Source organism: Candidatus Hydrogenosomobacter endosymbioticus, assembly GCF_021654655.1.
In the GTDB taxonomy this organism is placed as follows: Bacteria; Pseudomonadota; Alphaproteobacteria; order Holosporales; family GW7; genus Hydrogenosomobacter; species Hydrogenosomobacter endosymbioticus.
Genome location: NZ_AP025225.1, coordinates 220,156 through 243,382 on the forward strand (window position 1 = coordinate 220,156; position 23,227 = coordinate 243,382).

Consider the following 23,227-nt stretch of genomic DNA (forward strand, 5'->3'; position numbering starts at 1 on the left):
GGTTTGTAGTTGGTTCAGCTTCTTTGATTATGCTCGCTCTGCGAAAAAAGACCTACGCACCATTCTATCCATGTCGCATAAAGGATATAGCGCGGTTGAAAGCCCTCTCAGCAGAGCTATCCTTGCGGCAAAACAGCCCTCCTCCATAACCTTCACATTGTCGAAAAAGTCATCTATTGCTCTGCTCCACAAATCAAACCGTTCTATCAATAATGTTTCCATAGAACAAGATCCAATACCAGAAAAGTCATTTCTCATAAACTTGATAATGTCGAACACGCGCTTTTCATAGTCAGTAGCAAATGAATTCTCATCAACATCAGACTTTTTAGCATATTCGTTTTGACACAATATTGAAGAAACTCTTTTGTATGAAGATAAAAATTTCTGCCCGCTATTAGAAGAGAAAACACGCATAAGCATATTAGCTGTTTCTGAAATTTTTTTGAACCTTATCTCTTCGCTCTGCTCAATCGCCGCCAATACAAATCTTTCCTCAACTCCTTCCTCGCGCATAATATTTATAAATTTTTCTGTACAAAATTTTTCAAGCCCTAGGACATTTGAAAGCGCCGTTTCTGAGAGCAGCCCCTGAGATTTATAACAATCCGAAGATATTCTTATTAGCTCTTTCAAAGAGAAATCGCGTTCGCACATTTGCATAAGTCGCGCTAGTCCATAAGAAGCCCTGCGCAACCCAAACGGGTCTTTCGATCCAGAAGGAACTTTCCCAATAGCAAAAAACCCAACTAACGTATCCATCCTATCAAAAATTCCAAGAACCCTTCCCTCCTCCGATTGAGACAAAAGATTTTCTTGGTTTTTTTCTCCTTGCGGCCAATAATGATCCTCTATAGATCTTGCAACTGATATACGCTTGTTTTCCAGCAGAGCAAGATGCTTCCCTATAGATCCCTGCAAAGATGGAAACTCTGAGACTGTCTCCGTTTCAAGATCCGCCTTGAAAATCCGAGCAGCATCAGAAACACTGTTTGCGAACCCCGCTCCATCTCCAAAAAATTCTATGCACATCATTCGAACGCGCTCAGATTTATCGTACACTGATCCTAGCCCGTCAAACAACGCTCTATTCTTTAGCCTTTCAGCAAAATGCTCGAGCTTTTTCGATTTATCACAGGACCAAAAAAACAATGCATCCGATAGACGAGCCCTAACAACACGCTCGCACCCTTCTTTCATCTCGTTTGTTGTTTTCGCGGTATTTGTTACTATGCAAAACATGTTGTGCAGCTTATCGTCTTTTTTCATCGGGAAATAGCGCTGGTTTTCTCGTATTGTTGTCGCAATCACTTCTTGCGGAATCGATAAGAATTTTTCGTCGAAAGAGCCAACTATGCAGCTCGGAAATTCCACAAGGCCGCAAACTTCGTCAACGAGCCCGCCGTTTTCTAAATCCTCAGAAAATGGCTCGCACGCAACCCCTTCACATGCGCGCAAAACCATGTCTCTTATGAGTTGCTTTCTCTCGTCTTGGCGCAGTATAACGAAATTATCTCTTAAAAGCTGTTCGTATTCACTTATATTTTTAACGCATAGCTCTTCTTTCTTAGAATTCTTATAGCCGCTATATCTGTTCGCAAACCTATGGCCGCATGTCTTGCTCGAGCTTACTAAATTACCAAAAGAAAAATCGACAACTCTAGCATCAGATCGGCCATCGCAATCTTGTTGGACGCACAATATAGATCGTATTGGCCTTATCCAGCAAATTTCACAATTTCTACCTGTTTTGTCATCGGCCCAGCGCATTGTCTTTGGCCAATTAATGGTTTCGAGTATATGAAAGCACATACAGGAAAACACACGCTCCAACGATTTCTGCGAAATTTTAACAGGAGCGAACCAAAATTCTCCCTTCTCAGTGCTTTTTTTGTAACATTCCGCAGCACTCACAGCGTTTGACTCGCAGAATTTCTTCAAAGCAACTTCAGCCACTCCAACAGGCGGTCCTTTTTTATCCAGTGCCACGCAAGACGAGTCTCTTGTTGCTTTACTTACTATAAGAGAAAGGCGCCTAGGAGTGACAAATGACTCTATTTCCAAAAACCGCACGCCTTCCGCTAACAAAAAAGACTCTGCCAATTTTTTAATTTGCTCTGCAGCAGAAGCTTGCATCCGAGCAGGTATTTCCTCTGAAAAAATCTCTAGTAAAAAGCTAGTCACATCCATGTTTTCTTGCGCACCATTTTTCACGATAAACCAACGGCAAAAATCTTCACAACTAATTATAGTGGCTTCGCTTCGTACAAGCAAAAATCATCATGATCTGCGCGCCATCTAATGAACGAAAAACGACTCACCTCACACGTCCTGCATCCACCTGAGTAACAGATTCCATTCATGATTCGCTATTTTTCCACTTTTCACAGCACAAACATGCTAAAGACCTTATTTTTTGTATATATCCAGCTCTTTGAGCCACGCTTATCACCTTTCTAGACTCGAGCAAATTGAACAAATGACTAGCTTTTATACACAGTTCAAATGCCGGAAGAACCACATTTTTCCCCAGCAAAACGCGTGCGCACGATATAGATTTTTGAAACTCCGATTCCATATCTTCTATAGGAGCTTCTTCAAAATTCCACACCGAAAACTCTTGTTCTTGCCTCATGAACAGCTCTCCATACGTTTTATAGTAGCCTTCGTTAGCGCAACATTTGGGGGCGAGCAGGCTTCCACTTACTTCATTTCCGTTCCAAACGATATCAAACACAGATTCTTTTTTCTGTATATTCATTGCTAGCCGCTCTAGACCATAAGTCACTTCCACCGCCACTGGAAAACACGAAATCCCACCTATTTGTTGGAAATAAGTAAGCTGTACTACCTCCATACCGTCCAGCCAAACCTCCCATCCAAGACCAGACGCCCCAAGAGTAGGGCTCTGCCAATCATCTTCAACAAACCGCACATCATGGCGCTCCAGGTCAATCCCAAGACATTCAAAGCTGTCTAGAAGCTGTTCTTGTATATTGCTTGGAGACGGCTTTATTATCACTTGAAACTGAAAATATTTTTGAAACCTGTTCGGGTTTTCTCCATATCTACCATCCTGAGGCCTCCTACATGGTTGAACAAAAGCAACTCTCCACTCATTCATGCTAAGAGTATACAAAGAAGTAGCTGGATGAAACGTAGCAGCCCCCATCTCAACGTCAAATGGCTGCATCACAGCACACCCAACATCAGCCCAAAATTTTTGAAGAGAAAAAATTATATCTTGGAAAGAAAATGCCATACAACAAAGGAAAAAACTTCACCCACCCATCCAGTTTAAAGTATCATCGCTTATTCACATATGTGTCAATAGACCGCGATCTACTTCTGCCTTGCTTTGGCAAAAGAGCCAGCTCTAGTGTAAGAAAAAAGGCCCCGAGCATAAGGCGCCCGGGGAGGGGATAGCGATAATAGCATAAAGCAGTCTGGATTTTGCCTTTATTATTTACGACCCTATATTTCAGAATTTGCTGGAATTTGCTGAGTAATTATCATGTCCTTTAACCATATTATAAGTCAACTGCATACCCAACGGAATAGAATTCTGGAAATTTGCGCCTTGTTCAATAACTTCTGACATTGATCTCCCTTTCATACCGCGGAATTTTTCTAAAAGCGCAGAAGCATCCGCTTGTAGTTTTTGTTCCATAAGGTTCAACTCTTCTTCAGTAGGCTTTCGTCCATCAAATAGCGGCTTCGCATCTTCTCCAAGAAGAATCACATCCTTCGGTGAAATTTTTATCTGTTTTTTACTCTTTAATGGAACTATTGATTGATTAGAGGATAGACTTAGTGCACTGCCTACGGGCTCTTCAGCTTGATCTTGGATTAACATTTTGGAATTAGGATGCCCCTGCATCCCCGATGGAATTTGCTCTAGATCTTGTGGAGCGCCTTCCTCAACGAACTCAGCTAGCTGTTGTTGAGGCTGCCCATACTCACTCCCTATTCTACTCTGATTAGCCGACCTTTGGTTTTCCTGATTATCTTCTGGCAGAAACTCTTGCTCTTGCTGATGCTCACTCCCTATTCTACTCTGATTAGCCGACCTTTGGTTTTCCTGATTATCTTCTGGCAGAAACTCTTGCTCTTGCTGATGCTCACTCCCTATTCTACTCTGATTAGCCGACCCTTGGTTTTCCTGATTATCTTCTGGCAGAAACTCTTGCTCTTGCTGATGCATGCTTTGAATTTGCGCAACTGCAAAATCGCGAAGATTTTCTATATCGGCTGGGTTTTTCTGTACATCTTCTATAATTTTTCTTAAAGCAGTAAGAAATTTCAAGTTCTCAGAGAACGTTGTATCTCTTTCTTTCTTGCTATAATAGCCTCTTGCATCTTTAACCATAAGGGCTTTAATGTTTTTTAATTCAGAGGCGAGCCTATCTTTGCTGTACCCCATTATCTTTCCGGAAGCTACCTCAGATAAAAATCCCATTATACGGGCTATTTGTGGGTCGTAAGGATTTCTTTGTTCAATCTCACGATTTTCATTACGATTTTGAAAAAAGTTAACTAATTTTTCATTTCTTTCTTCGTATTGCTCTTCATTTCTTTCAAACAAATTTCTTATGTCTCTTTTGTTGCTTAAGTCCCGAGCTTGCTCAATTTTCTCAAGAAACCATTTAATATTTTCTATGTTTCTTATGGCGTCTTCTCTTTTCTGCAACTTTGTAGCATCTGCGCGAACTTTACTAAGCGGGTAAATGTTCTTAGACTCCTGCACCATAATAGCCCTGGTTTTTTTCGCCTCTTCATCGAACCATTCTTTGCTAGCCTTTCCTGCTCTTACATAATTCATAACTCTGTCGACATGTTGATCAAGATTGAATTCAGCGTTTGCGACGCCGCTAAAAAGTAAAAATAGAGATATATATCTTTTTATGTTCATGACTTTTTTAGTTAATAAACCATTTTGTTATTATACAATAAAAACCAGCTATTTTTCTTTAGATTTTCTTTAAAAAAATTTTTGTTGTTGATAACACAGTTATATTTCTATTAATTAGCAAAACCTTTGTTAAGATTTTTAGCAAACTATCAACATATCTAAAAATTTCATGTATCATTCGAGCACGCGTTCAATAAAATATAAGCAACAGGTATGTTTTTGTCTGCCTACAGGTATATGTCTGTATCTCTTTTTTTGTGTGGGTATGCCTGTTTATTTGCGCCCGCTGGTGTAGCTGTCGCAGAGATTGTCGAAAGTCCTATGCGAGCTAGACCAAGCGACAAAACTTCTATAGAGAGCGCAAACAGCAAGCACGGCTCGGGCTCGGCAGCGGACGAATCTAAAGACGTTGACTATATAGACTACCAAAAAAAACCTGAAGAGAATGAAGAAATACTGTTGTTAAAAAATAGAATACGCTCACTGGAAGAGATAGTAGACCATCTAAAAAATGATCTCGACCATATGAAAGGGTGCGTTGGTGTTTTGGGGCAGAATAGTCAGCAAGTTACAAAGCAGGATCAGACTAAGCAAAAAAGTCAAAACCGTCATAAAGACGCAGAAAGCGATATAAACCAAACGAGGCCAAAGCTGCCCGAACAATCTGTGAAAAGAAAAAACAAAACCAGCGCACCATCATATAATAAAACCTTAGATACGCGAGATTTAGATCAAAATACCGGGGCTAAAGAGACTTTAAAAGATATAGGCGATACACACATATTTGACGAAGCAATGGGAGCGCTAAAATCAGGAAAACCTGGAATAGCAAAACAGCTATTTCTAAAAATATCTCAGAACGAAAACTCTTCCAACTACGCGCCATCCCTGTATTGGCTAGGACTTATATACCTCCATCAAGAAAAAAACAATCGCGAGGCAGAAAAAATTCTGGCAAGCGCTTGTTCATATTTCACAGAAAAAATGTCCAAAAACCATTCCCTTTCTGACGGAGATAAATTCTATTATTTATCTTCACTTTTAAAACTTGCTCAAGCATTCAAAAACGATGGGAAAAATGGAAACGCAAAGGTTGTATTGCAGCAACTTCTTTCTATAAAAAGTGTTAATACTAAGGACAAGCGACTACCAGATATACTAAGGCGCGCTGGCATGATGCTTGATGCGATAGACAAATAGCATATACGTACGTGTGTCTGATTGTTTATGAGGTTACTGTTTCCAGTTTTTAAATAAGGCCTCTTTAAATTTTATTACGGTTTTTATATAATTGACATCGGTGGGGGATAGTTTAGCGGCAGAACATTCGGCTCTGGACCGAAGAACCTTGGTTCGAATCCAGGTCCCCCAGTCTTTTTCTAGGCACAAAGCTGTAAAGCAACATTTTTATGTCAGACTGATTTAATATCCCGTCTCCTATCCCGACTCTCTTAGTTCAATTGTTTTTGCTATTTTCTTATGACTTTAGCATGGTTTATACTATACTCCTCGGGCTGCCTGCGCATAATGTAATGTTTTTGGAATTGGTAATAGCATGGAGATATTTAAGGTCTAAAAATCAGGATGGTTTTATTTCTGTAATAGCGTGGTTCTCTTTTTTTGGGATATTTCTCGGAGTAGCTACTTTGATCATAGTCATGTCTGTAATGAATGGGTTTAAGCACGAGCTTTTATCGAGAGTTTTAGGCATAAGCAGCCATCTTACAGTCTATAGCAACAACAAAAAATTCGATGACTATGAGCGGCTGCAGAAATTGCTATCCGATCTTCCAGACGTTGTCTCCACAAGCCCTCTTATAGAAAAGCAAGGATTATTTATGTCTTCCGGCGGAGCTTGTGGTGGAATAATCCACGGTACGTTAAAAAAAGATTTCATCGAAAAAAAGATGATTTCAGAAAAGCTTATTCGAGGGAGTATGAATAATTTCGCGAACGACTCTCAGTCTGCCATGATTGGGAGCAAGCTCGCGAGAAAACTAGGACTAGAAATAGGCGGCCAAATTAGGATAATGTCCGCAGATATGAGCGCAACCGCGTTCGGCTTTATACCAAAAACCCGACACTTCACTGTAAGCGCGATATTCGAAAGCGGTATGTATGAATATGACAGCGCATTTGTGTTCATACCGCTGAAAAGTGCGCAAGAGTTTTTTGACCTTGGCAACTCAATCAGCGGTCTAGAGGTTTTTGTAAAAGATCCTTCAGACATGGAATACACAAAACAAGAAATAACAAGAATAGTTAATCCTGTGAGATTTTTCGTACACGATTGGCAGCAAGCAAACTCAAGTATTTTTGGCGCTATTCAAGTGGAGAAAAATGTTATGTTTCTTATATTAACTCTTATAGTGCTTGTTGCTGTGTTCAATATAGTTTCTTGCCTTGTCATGCTAGTAAAAGACAAATCAAAAGACATAGCAATACTGCGAACAATTGGAGCGACTCAAAATTCTATTTTGCGTATATTTATGTTTTCCGGAGCATATATTGGGGTTATAGGAACTATTTCTGGAGCAATTTCAGGTCTGTTATTTTCGTATAACATAGAAAAGATAAGAAAGATTATCGAGGGAGCGACAGGAACCAACCTGTTCAGAGAAGAGATATATTTTTTGTCTACCCTTCCTTCTCGAGTGGACGTTTTTCAAGCTCTTACAATTATACTGATGGCTCTTTTTTTCAGCGTGTTTGCCACTATATATCCTGCCAGAAAAGCCGCAAGGCTAAATCCCATAGAAGTACTGCGATATGAATAAAGAGATGACCCCTTTTCTTTTCTGAAATATTTGGAATACATGGATTAAAGTGACTAGTTTATATGAATAACATGTTAACGGGCCGCTTCTTTCATGAAGCAGCCATTATGCGCGCTGTGCTGTTATTTTTTTATGTCGCTATACACTTTTTCCGGATCTTTTTTAGCATATTTATTTGCTATTTCATCTATAGATTTACCGGATTTAGATGCGTAAGTTGATAAGTGCGGTGCAAACACACAAACGCATCCCAAAATGACAGCCGCCTTAATTTTATTAATCATATCTTTTCCTCCTACTTACAATATTAATATTTAAATTTTTTTCATCACGATAAGCTTATTCTCAGATCTTCGACGGTTTTTTATTTTTATTACCTTTATTTGCGCTGCCATGTTCAGCGTTTTGCTTTTTTCCCTTGCTTTTACTACCGTTTGAATTTTTTGGCTTTTCTTCGCCTTTTTTGTCTTTCTTTTTTTCGCTATTATCTTTACGCTTGTGGCCGGTCTTTGATCTCTCTGCCTTATTTTTATGATCATGTTTTTCTTTACTATTACTATTTTGTCTACCGCCATTGCTTATATCGCTGTGAGCATTTTTCTCAGCTCCAACCTCTGTGTTTTGTAACTCTCGTCTCACGTTAGTATGCAGAGCTTTTTGATGCATTGCAGCGACCAAAGGTCTAACTTTATGAACGTTAGGGTTATCCTCGGAAGAAGACGCGTTATCTAAGCCGCTATCACTACCAGCGACTTCTATGCTGTTTGTACTTTTTTTGTGAGATCCGTGACTGCCCTTTTTTTTGCTTTTAGAACCAGTTCCCTGCTGAGTAGAGGAACTGTTTTGGCCGAAACTTGAGTCTGAAGAGAAAAATGGATCATTGTAACTCGAAGAGGAGGCGCCAGAAAAAGGGTCTGCGCTCGGATCAACACCTGCTCCGGTTGGCACATCATCTGCCATTACTGGCGTACCATATAAAGACATAACTGTAATACAGATTAATATAAATACTATCCGTTTCTCCATTTTTTTCTCCATTCAAATTCGCGTGCTTCTAAAAACATAAAAGCTGACTAAGTGATAAAATTAAATTGTCTGTTTTATATGTTGCGTATAACGTTGCTTTTTTATACTATATCATTTAATATTTAATTATTTATTTTATATAATGAAAAATACACGCCTATATACTGCTTAAAACAAAACAATTCCTGTTAACACAAATATAGCCGCATAACAAATAACATATAGGGAATTTCCCGCATCCCTATGTTAACGTGCAGGAGTTTTGTATACTGTTTCTTCGACATAGTCAACATTACTATATTTCATTATGATCTAACGCAAGATCAACAGAAAATCTCAAAAGCCCCGCCCATGCAACGCGTTTCTGTCCTGGAGATCGAAGCAAGTATGCCGGATGGTATATGGCAAATCCTTTTATCTTACGAGACATATGCCTGTTCGAGTATGCGAGAAATTTTCCTTGCAAAACACTTATCGCGGACGACTTACCCACAAGCGCCTTAAGAGCGACTCCTCCAACAAACACTATAACTTCAGGATCTATTATGGCTATGTGCTTTTCTATAAAAGGCAAACACAAAGCTATTTCCGAGGATGTTGGCTGTCTGTTACCTGGCGGACGCCATGGAATTATATTACTTACATAAAGAGAATCGCGCCTGATCCCTATAGATGCGAACATCTTGTCTAGAAGTTTTCCGCTCATCCCCACAAACGGTAAACCCTGCTTGTCCTCTTCAGCGCCAGGAGCTTCTCCTACCAGCATAATTTTGCTGTTAATATCTCCGGCTCCAAAGACCGTGCTAGAGGCGGTGTTCTTTATAGGGCACCCTTCGAGTGCCATTAGCTCTTTTTGAAGAGCCAAAAGAGAGTCTTTTTTATTGATTTTATTGGCTGAATCAAAAGCGCCATCTCTAAACGTTCTACCTAAACTCTGCCCTTCTTCTCTCTCTTCTCGACATTCATAAACATATTCTTTCTTACTGCGTTCGATAAAAGAAGATCTCATACCGCAAGAATCTTCACACCGCTCATCAGCAGAAAGCCCCTCATCACTCTGTACCCCGCTCTTCACTAGAGGACATGAGCAAACAGTCTCATCTATCCCTAAATCACTGTGCAACAAGAACAAACACGCAGCAGCTTCTTTTTTTTGCATAATAACAGGCGTTTTATCGCTGCACTCAATTATCGATCCGCACAGCGCAGAACTCTCAGGCAACACTGGTTTACTATACCACAGCATTTGCAAATCTCAGATATCAGAAACCAAACATATATCATATTCTTTAGAAAAAATTTATTTCCTTCTGCACGCTTCCGCAGCGCACTTTGAGTCAGAAAACTTGACCGCAGAACCGCCAACTATTTGAAATTCCTCATGTCCTTTTCCTGCAATCAAAAGCACATCTCCAGCTCGAAGAGTTGAAACCGCTTCCTCTATGGCAGCCCTTCTGCCAGCTATTTCTTTAACTACAGCAGACTTACTGGCCGCTACTCCTTTCATAATCTCCGCACGTATCGACGATGCATCTTCCGATCTCGGATTATCATCTGTAACAAAAACAAAATCGGAATGCTGAGACGCTATCTCCCCCATCAACATCCTTTTTGAAGGATCTCTGTCTCCGCCACACCCAAACACAACACAAATCTTAGCTCCGACTTTAATGGTCTCTCTAAGCTGAGCAAGAGCAGACCTAAGCGCCCCAGGAGTATGCGCATAGTCAACAAATACAAGAGCTCCGTCAGATGTTCTAGCAACAAGTTCCATCCTGCCTCGAATATTAAAGAGCTCATTGATAACCCCGCGAGCGACCTCAATTCTTCCTCCACAAGCGACAAACGCGCCAATAGCGGCCGTAGCATTATCTAGCTGGAATTTACACGCCACCCCCTTAATTTTATCTATAAAAGATTCGCCAAAAATATTGAATCGCACAAAAGAGCTGTACTCGGACTCTTTTCCAATGGTATCTAGCTTTTCAATTGTTCCGCTCTCGTTAATAATTAAATCCCTATCGATTAAATACTGCGACGATTGATGGGGCAGATCTAGCTCTTCCTTACCTACAGATTTCCCTATAGAAAAGTCTTCGCCCCCATCGACTCTGCTAATAACAGAATACGAAAGCCCAACTTCACCGCTGCTACCATTGGTTTTCTCTCCATATAAATGCATGTCTATACACTTTTTTGAGCACATCTCCGATATACGTTCTATATACGGAATATCTTTATGAATAAAGGCAAGTCCATGTGGCTTTACGTGGCGAGCAAACAACAACATTTTCGCTTCAAAATAATTACTCATGCTTTTGTGGTAATCCAAATGGTCTTGATGGAACGAAGAAAATATTCCAACGTCAGATTTGATTTTTCCGAGCCGCATCTGGTGGAGTCCATGGCTGGTCGCCTCCATGACAATATTGCTAACCCCTTTTCTACCAAGTCCGCTAAGTATCTCATATAACGAAACAATACCTGGCATAGAAAAGCTGTGAGTTCCGCTCATAAGAAGTTGATCTATACCAATATTCCCACTCACACAATTTGCGGTCTGCACTCCAAGCGTTCCTATACTTGCCGCTCTTCTTCCGTCAGCCTTCCATAGTTTTCGAACGCACTCTGTTATCGAGGTTTTTCCATCCGTCCCAGTTATTGCGACTATTTTTTCAGGAATAGAGTCGTACAAGATATTGCATATCTCAGAGAGCGCGGCCCTGGCATCTTTTACAAGAATTGTTTTATTTTTTAATTCCGCGCATGTAAAAATTTTATTTTTCTTGTTTAGAGCTCCGGCGCAGTTTTTGCTTTTAGTAAATTCCTCGGCAAAACCAACTTCTGGCCTTTCTGCACCAATACTTCTGTCAAAATTGCTACAAACATGATGAAATTTGCTGATTAACAAATCATTCGTACAACTGCTCGGCCTGCTTACCGCATAAAATTTAGATTCATGGAAGGCGCTTTCTGCTGGATCGCCTATACATTCCTTAGGCAAAGCCGATGGTTCAATAACAACAGCAACCGCCCCCTTTGCCACCGCTTCGCATATAAAGTCGCCTCCATTAGACTGCGCACCAGAAACAGCGACGAAAACAAACTTCCCAACATGTTTATTTTGTATTTTTCGAGAGTCGTCGACTACAAATCCAACATTAGCGCTGGCCAGACTTAAAGGGAGGTCGCCACAAAAAACCAAGCTTTCCTCGCGCAAACGCACAACAATATCCGCAAGCGTTACGTAGCGCACGAGCCAGACCGCGAATCCCGATATGAGATGTTACTACAGTATTATTGACGCGTTCAAGAGTCTTAAAACGTTAAAATACGCCTCCCCCCCCAGTCACGAAAAACTCATCAAAGAATATTAAAATTCGAGAATTTACAAAGCTCGAATTGCATACTGCAAATAGTGCTTCCTATATAGAGGATCGAGCAAACATAATTTTTTTAAAAAGTCAATAATATTTCGCTCAAAGCTCTAACGCATGAAGCAAAGCAACCGCTGCTCTCCAATGACTCGCATCATCCTCAAATCTGCTGCAGTCACCAGATTCCGGGCAGTTGCAGTCAGGTCCGTTTTCCTTATCCTCGGCGAGCTGGGCCTGAAGAGATTTCACGTGGTTTGCGCATTTGCGGTATGCTTTTTCATAGAATTTAAGGCGCATTTCCAAGGGTTTACGCTGTTTGGCGGCGAAGATGCTCATCTTTTTGTTGGCCTTGTCGCCAGCGGCTGAGCGGATACCGCCCTCCACCGGCTGGTCAGCGTCCACTTCACCGGAAAAAAGTCCGCTCGACTGCGGGTATTTCTGCCTTTTCCGTGCGGTGCTCGATTTGACTTGACGAGACGTCTTGCCGCGAGACTGAGTGTGCGATGCCGACCTCATCTGTACGGACCGCGTGGCGCAGGCAAATAATAGCTCAGTAATCGTTCAAAACATCTTGATAATACTGCACAATCTTATAATGATTCGGTATACCTTGACCCGTTTTTCTATATAGTTCTTTGTCTACATTATTCAAATACATTATCTGAGTAGTTAAATCCTTGTCTCTGTGCGGAAACATGTTCCGTCGAGTCTGAATATCATTTACATACCTATCCGCAGTACATTTCAAATTCCTATACTTCTCCATATAGCTATTTACTATATCATTAATCGCCTTTTCTTGTGCTTTTTCTTGCGCATACTGCTTTTGTTGCTGAATCTGCATATTTTTCATTTGCTGCTGCATCTGCGCCTGCATTTCCGCCATTTGTTGCTGCTGTTTACGCTCTTCTTTTCTGGCTTTTTCCTCTGCTTTCTTCTCACGTTGCTGCGCCTGCCATTGCTGGTGTTTTAGATCATGTTCCTCTTTTATTCGTCGCTCATTTTCAAGGTATAATTCGTGATTTTTATCTGATGTTTCTATTATCGCTTCTATTTCTTCTTCTCTTTCTTTTTCTGCTTTTTGTTTGTAAATTGGATAATCAGCCATAATTTCATCTAATTTATCTTTTGTTTTATTTGCTGAATTAACTAATTCTATTTCCTCAGCGTTTAGTTTTTTGATTTGCCCAGAAAGATTTTCGCATTCATTCGCTTTTTCTTTTAATTCTACAGTCCTTAAATGATTCATTTGGCGAACAATAAGATTAGTTTCCTGCTTAAATTTTTCTTTTTCTGAGCCTTCAGTCATTTTTTCCCATAATTTCCATTTTTCCCCAATTTGCGCATCTATTTCTCGAATTTTTGCAGCAATTTGATGAGTTTGTGGAGCTATAAAGCTAATTTTTGCTTTTAAAGCATCTCTATTTTGCCTCAAAATTGTCAAATTATTAATCTTAGCTTGATGTTTATTTTTTAAATGATTTATTTTTTTAACTAATTCATTAAACTCGTCTTGAGCTTTACCTGCATTTGCATTTGCAAAAGCAAGAAATACGCCGAACAAAATCAGCGCCGTGCGATTATAAGAAAACATAAAAAAACCACCAATTAATGACTGCTTGGTGGTTGTAGCAGACTTTTTTAAAAATGTAAACTAGTTTTTTATTATTTTTCCGATGAATTAGAAGCTTGTTGATCTGCTGTCCATTCCTGATTTTCATTTGTAGGCTGTGTTTCCGTACCAATTTCGATCGTAGTTCCTTGATTTTGCACAGTTTGTTGAATAGCTTCGGTTTGTTGCTGATTTGCCATTTGCTGATTAATAATTTGTTGGTTAATTTCTGGATTTTGTGCTTGACTTTGCTGCGGCAAAGTGTTAATATTCGCCTGTTGTTGGTTAACGGGCGCCGAAATTACTTGATTTTGCTGAGTTTTTGCATGTTTTTGCTGATGAACTTGGGCCTGAACTTGCTGGGGTTGTTGAGCTCGGGGCTGTTTAGCAGCTTTAGCCTGTTCGGCCTGCTGCTCAGCTTCTTTCTGCCGCTCGGTGGGCCGCGCCATCATCTCACGCCCTTCACCAGGACCCCAGCCAGCCTGAACTTCCATTTCCTTCACTTCCGGTTTTTTAAGTTTTTCTTTCAGGTCTTTATTTTCTTTTACAAGTTGATCAATTCTTGCTTCTTTATTAGCAACCGCTGCCCTCCAATGACTCGCATCATCCTCAAATCTACTGCAGTCGCCAGATTCCGGGCAGTTGCAGTCAGGTCCGTTTTCCTTATCTTCGGCGAGCTGGGCCTGAAGAGATTTCACGTGGTTCGCGCATTTTCGATACGCTTTTTCATAGAATTTAAGGCGCATTTCCAAGGGTTTACGCTGTTTGGCGGCGAAGATGCTCATCTTTTTGTTGGCCTTGTCGCCAGCGGCTGAGCGGATTCCGCCCTCCACCGGCTGGTCAGCGTCCACTTCACCGGAAAAAAGTCCGCTCGACTGCGGGTATTTCTGTCTTTTCCGCGCGGCGCTCGATTTGACTTGGCGAGACGTCTTGGCGCGAGACTGAGTGTGCGATGCCGACCTCATCTGTACGGACCGCGAACGGGTAGCGGAAGGTGACTTCTTCACCAATGCCAGAGCGGTGTTCGTAGGCGCCGCAAGACCAGCAAAACCGCAGAGTCCTGCCATAATCGCCACCCAAAAACTTTTACTTCGATTTTTCCATAATACAAATTATACAACTTTATTTTTTCTTTGAGTTTATTATACGTCGTCGTGCATAAAAAATAGTTTTTTTTATCGGTTTTTGTCAAACAAAAATGCAAAAAAATTTCTTGCTTTTTTGAAAAGCTCAGATTTGGCTGATTTTTTTATATTGAGGAGTATTTTTTTTAACGCGCAATCTAAAATAAAATATAGAATTTCTAAAAGTAAAAATCGCGCTTTGAAATATTCGAAAGAATTCGTTTTTTTGCTTAGACGTTGGTGGAAAAATTTTTCGAGTTATTTTTGCAGGAAGAATGGCGGAAATCCTCGTGTTTTTAGCATTTTGTTGTATAATTTGTATTATGGAAAATCGAAGTAAAAGTTTTTGGGTGGCGATTATGGCAGGACTCTGCGGTTTTGCTGGTCTTGCGGCGCCTACGAACACCGCTCTGGCATTGGTGAAGAAGTCACCTTCCGCTACCCGTTCGCGGTCCGTACAGATGAGGTCGGCATCGCACACTCAGTCTCGCGCCAAGACGTCTCGCCAAGTCAAATCGAGCGCCGCGCGGAAAAGACAGAAATACCCGCAGTCGAGCGGACTTTTTTCCGGTGAAGTGGACGCTGACCAGCCGGTGGAGGGCGGTATCCGCTCAGCCGCTGGCGACAAGGCCAACAAAAAGATGAGCATCTTCGCCGCCAAACAGCGTAAACCCTTGGAAATGCGCCTTAAATTCTATGAAAAAGCATACCGCAAATGCGCGAACCACGTGAAATCTCTTCAGGCCCAGCTCGCCGAGGATAAGGAAAACGGACCTGACTGCAACTGCCCAGAATCTGGTGACTCTCGAGAGCTCCAAGGTGAAATCGGTCTCCTTCATGGAAGCGTTCAGCAAAAGGATAAGGATCTTGCAAAGCTTGCATCTAGTCTTAAAGAGAAGGAAGGTGAAGTTAAAGAGAAGGAAGGTAAAGCCAAAAAAATGGAAGACGATATTAATAAACTTAAAAGTACCGTTAGTAAATTGACAGAAAAAGTGGCGGCTTACAAAGCTAAATATGGGAAAATAGAAATTCCAAAGCAAACCCAGAAGCCTCATCACCACGCCAATAAAAAACAAAATATTAATAATCAGCAGGTTAACCAAAATTCTCCGCAAAGTCAAGCACAAAATCCAGAAATTAACCAACAAATTATTAATCAAAATATGCAAGCACAACAATTAACGCCAGAGCAGGCGCAGCAACTACAGATGCAACAAACACAAATGCAACAATATTAAATTTCCTATGGACATATTTATAAAAGTATGGTAAACGACTTTTCGTGGCAGTTTAACCATGTATAAATATGTTCAAAATTTCTATAGCGCTCGCGCTTTTCGCGCTGTGCGCTAGTTCTGGCTCTTATGCTGGAAATGATGTTGAATGGGCTCAAGAGCGGCTTGAACAGGCTTTGGCAGAATATAATGAGACGAATTTATTAATGAATAATGCAAAAGAAGAATTTGCAAATATTCAAAATGAAATAAAAAAAGCAATTGATGAAAAAAACTTAATTACTTATAGAAGAGCAGAGATGGACGTCGAAATAGAAAAGGATTTAGCGGACTATAAATCGATGCCCGAAGGTCAAGAAAAAAAAGAAAAAAAAGAGGGGATCGACGAGTTTTGTACTGACAGGAACTCGGTTGCAGCGATGGAGCTCGCGGCAGTTCAAAAATTGCAAGATTTGCAAAAACAAGAGCAAGAAATACAAGAAAAAATAAATACTTTACAGTGGCAGCTTGATGACGCAAAGGAGGATGTTGATCTAGGAAAAGATCTCGTAGAATCTTTGAAAGAAACAGAAGAAGCTCATAAAAGATCAGAAGAAGCTCATAAAGAGTGGGAAGAAGAACATCAAAGAACGCTGGAGATGGAGAGTCGATTCGCGATAGAAAGAGCAGAAGGAAAAAAGCAGCATCAGATGCAAGCATATCAGCAGCAGCAGCAGGCGAAAAAAATGCAGCAAAAACAAGAGCTTCAGTTGAAGCAACAGCAGCAACAAATGGCGGAAATGCAGCATCAGATGCAGCAGCAAATGAAAAACATGCAGATTCAACAACAGAAGCAGTATGCGCAAGAAAAAGCACAAGAAAAGGCGGTTAATGACATAGTAAATAGCTATATGGAGAAGTATAGGAATTTGAAATGTACTGCGGATAGGTATGTAAATGATATTCAGACGCGACGGAACATGTTTCCGCACAGAGACAAGGATTTAACTACTCAGATAATGCATTTGAATAATGTAGACAAAGAACTATATAAAAAAACGGGTCAAGGTATACCGAATCATTATAAGATTGTGCAGTATTATCAAGATGTTTTGAACGATTACTGAGCTATTATTTGCCTGCGCCACGCGGTCCGTACAGATGAGGTCGGCCTAATTTTTTGAAAGACCTGAAAGAAAAACTTAAAAAACCGGAAGTGAAGGAAATGGAAGTTCAGGCTGGCTGGGGTCCTGGTGAAGGGCGCGAGATGATGGCGCGGCCCACCGAGCGGCAGAAAGAAGCTGAGCAGCAGGCCGAACAGGCTAAAGCTGCTAAACAGCCCCGAGCTCAACAACCCCAGCAAGTTCAGGCCCAGAAAAAATCCAAGCAGTCCGCGCAGCCACCCCACCCAAAGGCGGCGATGCATCTTGGGACCTCAGCACGAGCCCGCACATGGCCGGCACACATATGCAAATAAACCATTCCACTACGCAGAACCCGCTGCTCGGTCTCATCTGGCTTTTATCGACTGACTAATATATTATTATCCCTGTGCGCCCATAGCTCAGCTGGATAGAGCGTTGCCCTCCGGAGGCAAAGGTCAGGGGTTCGAATCCCTTTGGGCGCGTGCAACCCCTTTTTGCTATAGTTTACGGTTATATTTACGCGGCCTATCGTTTTTTCTTATTTCACGCGTAGCAAAACCGAGCAGATATCCGAATCTCGACACAAATTTAACCAATAGTTCGAAAAATATCACAATTTTATTAACAATGCAAAATAAGCAACCAGTTAGGCCGCATATATAGTCGCGATTATTATAGTCTATTTTAGCAATCGTTAAAATAAAAAGGAGAAAAACGCAAAACAAACCAAATAAGACTAATTTTCGCTCTTCAATTTCTGCCCCAGCAGCACGTACTATTTTCACCGCCTATATCAAAAACCATTGACTTTTAGCAATATGTATGAACGATCGAAAATCTTTTAAAAATATAAACCACATATGCCCATTGGACACAGAGCCCCCCCGCCCCGCGGAATCTAAAACACTCACCTCACACTCAACGCCAAAGCGACAATGGTGAACTTTTTGTAGTTTTATGCTAGCATCTTCGTGCCAGTTGTTTATCCCTTTCAAAAATCATATGGACAAGATGCTCATAGTTGGTGGCGTTCCGCTTAGAGGCACCATACCAATAAATGGAGCTAAAAACGCTGCGCTTCCGCTTATGGCTCTCGGGCTTCTGAGCGACCAGCCACTAGTTCTAGATAACGTTCCCACGCTCGCAGACCTAACAACTATGGAGTTGCTCCTTTCAGAAATTGGGTCCGTTATAAAAAGAGTAGGGAAAAAAGTAGCCATATACACTCCTTCGATAAAAAGTTTTGAGGCTCCATATGATATAGTGCGAAAAATGCGCGCATCTATATTGGTTCTGGGGCCACTTCTCGCCAGATGCGGAAGAGCTCACGTTTCACTTCCAGGTGGGTGCGCCATAGGAGCTAGGCCCGTGAATTTCCATATAGACGGACTTCGAGCACTTGGAGCAACAATAGAGATAGAAAACGGCTATATATGCGCAAATGTGCCAGGCGGAAAGCTTACAGGAGCTGAATATACTTTTCCTAATATAAGCGTCACTGGAGCGGAGAATATGATATTGGCAGCGTCTCTAGCCAGAGGAGAAACGTGCCTTAAAAACGTAGCGATAGAGCCAGAAATAGGTGACCTGCTTGATTGCCTTCAAGCTATGGGCGTTCAGGTGGAAGGAAAAGGAACGCCTACCGTAAGAATACAGGGCACAGAAAGCCTCTCAGGAGCTTTTCACAAAGTTATGCCAGATAGGATAGAAGCAGGAACATATATTGCTGCCGCCATAATAACTTGCGGAGAAGTGGAGCTGGAGAACATAAATATATCTTTGCTACCAACTTTTGTAGACGCCCTTCGAAATGCGGGTGCAACCATAGAGCCACTAGAAAATGACAAAATATATGTTAGTATGAGCGGTAAAATCGGTCCATTGAGCATAGAAACATCCCCTTTCCCAGGACTCGCCACAGACTTACAGGCTCAATTGATGGCCCTGTTATCAGTCTCGTCTGGAGAATCCGTAATAGTAGAGAATATTTTTGAGAATAGGTTCATGCATGTTTGTGAATTAGCGCGTATGGGAGCGCAAATATCAGTCAGCGGGAACAGAGCACATGTGACGGGCGTTGAGCATTTATCAGGAACAAGCGTTATGGCCACAGACTTAAGAGCATCAACTTCTCTTGTGATCGCCGGCCTCGCGGCACGAGGAGAAACTATAGTCAGCCGGTTGTATCACATAGATAGAGGCTACGAAAGCATTGAAAAAAAACTTTCCGAATGCGGCGCAATAATAAAAAGAGTGAGAGAAGGAGAAGCTCATACCGCCTCAGGTACGAATAAGAAAATAGCCGGATAGCAGCCCCCTGACAGAGCGAATACGCAAATAAAAATTTTTAGCGCGCGCTTGCTTTAGAGTAAAGTTTGCGCTCAGAAGGTATTTAGTTGATTTTTAAGCAAATACGTTTCAAAACGCCCTTATGTACTCTATACTGGTTCGCATAGAGTTTTGGACAAAACAGAGAACATAGTCAGATATTTTTAACCAATGTCGCTAGTGTAACGACAAGAATAAAGGCGTGTTTAGCTAAAAATAAATAAATTATTGTTACAATTCTGTTTGTATAGTAAGAATAGTGTTATTACAATGGTGAAGAAGGATCTCGCACAAGCCGTCGCTAGAAAATGCCCCAATATAACGACCTCTATCGTTAGTAAATCTGTGAATGAATTTTTTAGTGTTATTGCGTCAAGCTTGCAAGCAGGACGAAGAGTAGAAATACGTGGACTAGGAAGTTTTTCCATACGTGTCCGCAAAAAGAGGAAGGCAATCAACCCAAAAACTAAGTTAACAGTTGAAGTTAAGGAAAAAGCCGTTCCGTTTTTCAAACCAAGCCAAGTACTAAGCGACTCTTTGAAAAAAACAGAAAAGAAGGAGAAAAGCAGCGGGTTTTTCCATGATGTGTTTAGAGATATAACTAGACAAAGAGATTAGAGCAATAGAATAGTAACAAGCGCATCGCACATAAAGAATAGAATTTTATTACTTCTTCATCTCTGAAATTGTTCTATAGGACCTTCCACGTCTCCGCGCACAAACTGGTCCAGCACAGCATTTCCAGAGTTCATCATATCCGACGAGCGCCCAATCCATTCGATCTTTCCTTTGTATAGCATAGCGACGCTGTCGCCTATTATCTGCGCGCCACTAATATCATGCGTTATAGTAACCGCAGTCGCGCCCAGAGACCTGATACACTTTCTAATTAACTCGCTTATCATAGAAGAAAAAATTGGATCCAACCCAGACGTAGGCTCATCGAAAAATAATATCTTAGGCCTAGCAACTATCGCGCGAGCGAGAGCAACCCTGCGTTGCATACCTCCAGATATTTCGCTTGGATATAGATTTGCGACCCCTTCCGACATTCCCACCTCCAAAAGTGTATCTATCGCGGCAATCATGGCTTTCTTACGGGACATTTTGTTCAACAACCTAAACGCGACATTTTCCCATATAGTAATCCCATCAAACAATGCAGACGACTGAAAAACAACCCCAATATCACAAAATCTAGATACATTTCTTTCTGCCGGTCTAACGACACTTCCATTTACAAATATCTTACCGCTATCCGGCCGCATAAACCCCAACGCACACCTCAAAAGGACAGACTTCCCCGCCCCAGATCTTCCAACAATCACAAGCGATTCTTTTTCGCAAACATCAAGAGAAACTCCCTGAAGCACTCCTTTATCATTAAAAGATTTGCATACATGATCGAAAACCACGACGCTGCCCCTACTCTGGCTCATAAAACAACAGCATTCAACATCCACCTATCCAATGGTAGATAAAGTTTCAGTCCGCCGCAATGACATTATGCAAAGAATAAAAGCAGAAAATTACACCTAGGCGCCTATTCCAACAATCTTAACAGTAGATTTTATAACCATACATATAAAAACCGCATATATTGAAATACGTTACAAACCTAATGTGTTATAAATTGAGTTAAAGCTGTCGTTTTGGTATCATCGCTGCATAGCATACACTGCAGGCGTTAGCTCTGCCGCAGACGTTACCTGAAGACCATCCGTCATAGATTTACCTCTGGCAGAAGCGCCCTTTTTGTAACGACTGAACAGCAGATATGAGGGAGATAAGTTATAGTGTGTAGCATAATAGGAATTGTCGGAGATTCTCCTGTTGTACATAGGCTGCTAGATGCGCTTGGAAGATTAGAGTATAGAGGTTATGACTCGGCAGGAATTTCCGTCACTAACCCTGCTATAAACCTCGGAGATACTGGAAATTTTCTAACATGGCGATCTGTTGGCCGTGTAAAAGAGCTTTCAAAAAAGATTGACTTATCTTGCAAAAGCACTGTCGGAATCGGTCATACAAGATGGGCAACCCACGGAAAACCGACGGAGCGCAACGCCCACCCTCACACTGATGGTTTTTTATCCGTAGTACACAACGGCATTATAGAGAATTTTTCTGAACTAAAAACCGAACTTATACAATCAGGCATAGTGTTTCAAAGCGACACAGATACAGAAGTTCTTGTACATCTGTTAAGCAAGTATATCAAAAAGGCGCGAAACCTATACGAAGCAAATTCTGCAGCTGAAGCAACAAAATCTCCAGACGATATCCGCCGCACCATACTTAATGACGCAATACAAAACGTACTTAAAAAAATTTGCGGTTCATTTGCGTTTGCCGCTTTATGCTCAGACTTCCCAGAAACTATTTTGGCTGCGCGTAGTACCAGTTGTCCTCTTGCCGTTGGCAAAGGAATCAATGAATTTATAGTCTGTTCGGACGCTTTTGGAATGGCAGGACTTTCGTCGGAGCTCCATTATCTAGACGACTATACATACGCGATCGTTTCTCGTCGAAACCTTTCTGTGTTTGGGTTCGGAGGAGAAAAAGCCTCGACTAGGTTCTACGCTAACCCATTTAAACAAGAAAGCTCAAAGCCAGAAGAGCAAACGCACTATATGCTAAAGGAAATACATGAGCAACCGCTCGTCATCCAAAGACTCCTAGACAAAGTAGCATCGGAAAGAGAAATATACGATATTTCAAGCGAAGTTATTTTAGACGCTATCAATGGACTCACGCTTACCGCGTGTGGAACAGCATTTTATGCGTGTATGATAGGAAGATATTTCTTGCAAACAGTAGCAGGAATACGAACAGACATAGAACTTGCCTCAGAATTTCAGTCTGCTCAGATTTCAGCACGCGACGATAACCGGCCCGTATTAGCGGTATCTCAATCAGGAGAGACCGCTGATACAATAAAAGCGCTAGCGTACGCAAAAGAGCGCGGGCAAAAAATCTTCTCAATAGTAAATGTCCCGCAAAGCTCGCTCGCTCGAATGTCTCACAAGGTGTTTTATACTCACGCAGGGCCAGAAGTTGGAGTTGCAACGACAAAAGCATTCACAGCGCAAGTTTTCGTATTGCTGTCTATGGCTATCGAGTTTTCAAAGAAAAATTACGTCAATTTCCCAAGCGAGGCACTTCCAAGCAGAGATGACTTCCGCAAAGTGGTAGGTTACATGACTAAGACCTTATCCCTCGATTCCCAATCTATTGACATTTCCAACAGCCTTTTCCGTCATGCAAAAAACATCCTCTATATAGGCCGCGGACTGAATTATTACATGTGTCTTGAGGGAGCGCTTAAGATGAAGGAGATTTCGTATATTCACGCAGAAGGAGTTGCAGCTGGAGAACTGAAACATGGACCGATAGCTCTTATAGAAGACGGGACCCCTGTTGTCGTGCTTGCTCCATTTGACGATTTATTCGCAAAAACAATGTCAAACATGCAAGAAGTTGCCGCGCGCGGAGCAAAAGTGGTGCTTATTACAGACGAAATCGGAATGAAACATGTCGACCAAAGCATAGTACACAGCGCTGTAATGCTTCCTCATACGCATAAGCTTCTAACCCCTCTAATATGCGCAATTCCTATGCAACTTTTTGCATACTATACGGCTCTTGCAAGAGGATGCGACATAGACAAACCTCGCAACCTAGCAAAATCTGTTACCGTAGAATAACAATG

At 41.4% G+C, this 23,227-nt stretch carries 19 protein-coding genes and 2 tRNA genes; 10 read left to right on the top strand and 11 right to left on the bottom strand.

Features of this window, described 5'->3' with window-relative positions; genetic code table 11:
* Positions 1-27: 27 nt before the first annotated feature.
* From glyS to HYD_RS01080, 3 genes are all read right to left on the bottom strand, one after another.
* Positions 28-2,214 carry a glycine--tRNA ligase subunit beta gene (glyS, locus tag HYD_RS01070; protein WP_236865465.1) on the bottom strand — a complete coding sequence of 729 codons (2,187 nt, stop codon included), beginning with the start codon at positions 2,212-2,214 and terminating at the stop codon, positions 28-30.
* 145 nt (positions 2,215-2,359) lie between these two features.
* A complete protein-coding gene (locus HYD_RS01075; RefSeq protein ID WP_236865466.1) occupies positions 2,360-3,262 on the bottom strand; it encodes a glycine--tRNA ligase subunit alpha in 903 nt (300 codons plus the stop codon).
* A 219-nt stretch (positions 3,263-3,481) separates the two neighbouring features.
* Positions 3,482-4,822 carry a hypothetical protein gene (locus HYD_RS01080; protein WP_236865467.1) on the bottom strand — a complete coding sequence of 447 codons (1,341 nt, stop codon included), beginning with the start codon at positions 4,820-4,822 and terminating at the stop codon, positions 3,482-3,484.
* 303 nt (positions 4,823-5,125) lie between these two features.
* Between HYD_RS01080 and HYD_RS01085 the strand changes: the two genes are divergently transcribed.
* The 3 genes from HYD_RS01085 to HYD_RS01095 all read left to right on the top strand — a co-directional run bounded on the left by HYD_RS01085 (position 5,126) and on the right by HYD_RS01095 (position 7,689).
* On the top strand, positions 5,126-6,112 hold the full coding sequence (locus HYD_RS01085; protein WP_236865468.1) for a tetratricopeptide repeat protein: 987 nt from the start codon (positions 5,126-5,128) through the stop codon (positions 6,110-6,112).
* A 101-nt stretch (positions 6,113-6,213) separates the two neighbouring features.
* Positions 6,214-6,284: transfer RNA gene (locus HYD_RS01090), tRNA-Gln, on the top strand.
* Between the two features lie 160 nt (positions 6,285-6,444).
* Positions 6,445-7,689, top strand: coding sequence for a lipoprotein-releasing ABC transporter permease subunit (locus tag HYD_RS01095; protein ID WP_236865469.1), 1,245 nt, complete (start codon positions 6,445-6,447; stop codon positions 7,687-7,689).
* A gap of 122 nt (positions 7,690-7,811) precedes the next feature.
* Here HYD_RS01095 and HYD_RS01100 read toward each other — a convergent pair whose 3' ends face one another.
* From HYD_RS01100 to HYD_RS01130, 7 genes are all read right to left on the bottom strand, one after another.
* On the bottom strand, positions 7,812-7,973 hold the full coding sequence (locus HYD_RS01100) for a hypothetical protein (protein ID WP_236865470.1): 162 nt from the start codon (positions 7,971-7,973) through the stop codon (positions 7,812-7,814).
* A gap of 61 nt (positions 7,974-8,034) precedes the next feature.
* Positions 8,035-8,715 (bottom strand): hypothetical protein, encoded by a 681-nt coding sequence (locus HYD_RS01105; protein ID WP_236865472.1) that lies wholly within the window; start codon positions 8,713-8,715, stop codon positions 8,035-8,037.
* Positions 8,716-9,010: 295 nt separating this feature from the next.
* Positions 9,011-9,961 (bottom strand): uracil-DNA glycosylase, encoded by a 951-nt coding sequence (locus HYD_RS01110; RefSeq protein WP_236865474.1) that lies wholly within the window; start codon positions 9,959-9,961, stop codon positions 9,011-9,013.
* Positions 9,962-10,015: 54 nt separating this feature from the next.
* Positions 10,016-11,971, bottom strand: coding sequence for a Mur ligase family protein (locus tag HYD_RS01115; RefSeq protein WP_236865476.1), 1,956 nt, complete (start codon positions 11,969-11,971; stop codon positions 10,016-10,018).
* Between the two features lie 223 nt (positions 11,972-12,194).
* Positions 12,195-12,608, bottom strand: a complete 414-nt coding sequence (locus HYD_RS01120) for a hypothetical protein (RefSeq protein WP_236865477.1) — start codon at positions 12,606-12,608, stop codon at positions 12,195-12,197.
* Positions 12,609-12,642: 34 nt separating this feature from the next.
* Positions 12,643-13,686, bottom strand: a complete 1,044-nt coding sequence (locus HYD_RS01125) for a hypothetical protein (protein ID WP_236865479.1) — start codon at positions 13,684-13,686, stop codon at positions 12,643-12,645.
* A gap of 71 nt (positions 13,687-13,757) precedes the next feature.
* Positions 13,758-14,771: a hypothetical protein gene (locus HYD_RS01130; RefSeq protein ID WP_236865481.1), complete on the bottom strand. Its 1,014-nt coding sequence runs from the start codon at positions 14,769-14,771 to the stop codon at positions 13,758-13,760.
* 416 nt (positions 14,772-15,187) lie between these two features.
* Here HYD_RS01130 and HYD_RS01135 point away from each other — a divergent pair, with 416 nt between their 5' ends.
* From HYD_RS01135 to HYD_RS01160, 6 genes are all read left to right on the top strand, one after another.
* Complete coding sequence (locus tag HYD_RS01135; protein ID WP_236865483.1) at positions 15,188-16,066, top strand: hypothetical protein; 879 nt, start codon at positions 15,188-15,190, stop codon at positions 16,064-16,066.
* A gap of 68 nt (positions 16,067-16,134) precedes the next feature.
* On the top strand, positions 16,135-17,169 hold the full coding sequence (locus HYD_RS01140; protein WP_236865485.1) for a hypothetical protein: 1,035 nt from the start codon (positions 16,135-16,137) through the stop codon (positions 17,167-17,169).
* Positions 17,170-17,222: 53 nt separating this feature from the next.
* The gene (locus tag HYD_RS01145; protein ID WP_236865487.1) at positions 17,223-17,519 is read left to right on the top strand and encodes a hypothetical protein; all 297 of its coding nucleotides are present in this window, start codon (positions 17,223-17,225) and stop codon (positions 17,517-17,519) included.
* Positions 17,520-17,595: 76 nt separating this feature from the next.
* Positions 17,596-17,669 (top strand) — tRNA-Arg (locus HYD_RS01150).
* 520 nt (positions 17,670-18,189) lie between these two features.
* A complete protein-coding gene (gene murA / locus HYD_RS01155; RefSeq protein ID WP_419469453.1) occupies positions 18,190-19,497 on the top strand; it encodes a UDP-N-acetylglucosamine 1-carboxyvinyltransferase in 1,308 nt (435 codons plus the stop codon).
* Between the two features lie 288 nt (positions 19,498-19,785).
* The gene (locus HYD_RS01160) at positions 19,786-20,133 is read left to right on the top strand and encodes an HU family DNA-binding protein (protein ID WP_236865492.1); all 348 of its coding nucleotides are present in this window, start codon (positions 19,786-19,788) and stop codon (positions 20,131-20,133) included.
* Between the two features lie 56 nt (positions 20,134-20,189).
* On the opposite strand, the gene HYD_RS01165 is transcribed toward HYD_RS01160, so the two are convergent.
* The gene (locus HYD_RS01165) at positions 20,190-20,954 is read right to left on the bottom strand and encodes an ABC transporter ATP-binding protein (protein ID WP_236865494.1); all 765 of its coding nucleotides are present in this window, start codon (positions 20,952-20,954) and stop codon (positions 20,190-20,192) included.
* Between the two features lie 357 nt (positions 20,955-21,311).
* Here HYD_RS01165 and glmS point away from each other — a divergent pair, with 357 nt between their 5' ends.
* Positions 21,312-23,222, top strand: coding sequence for a glutamine--fructose-6-phosphate transaminase (isomerizing) (gene glmS, locus HYD_RS01170; protein WP_236865496.1), 1,911 nt, complete (start codon positions 21,312-21,314; stop codon positions 23,220-23,222).
* Positions 23,223-23,227: the final 5 nt, after the last annotated feature.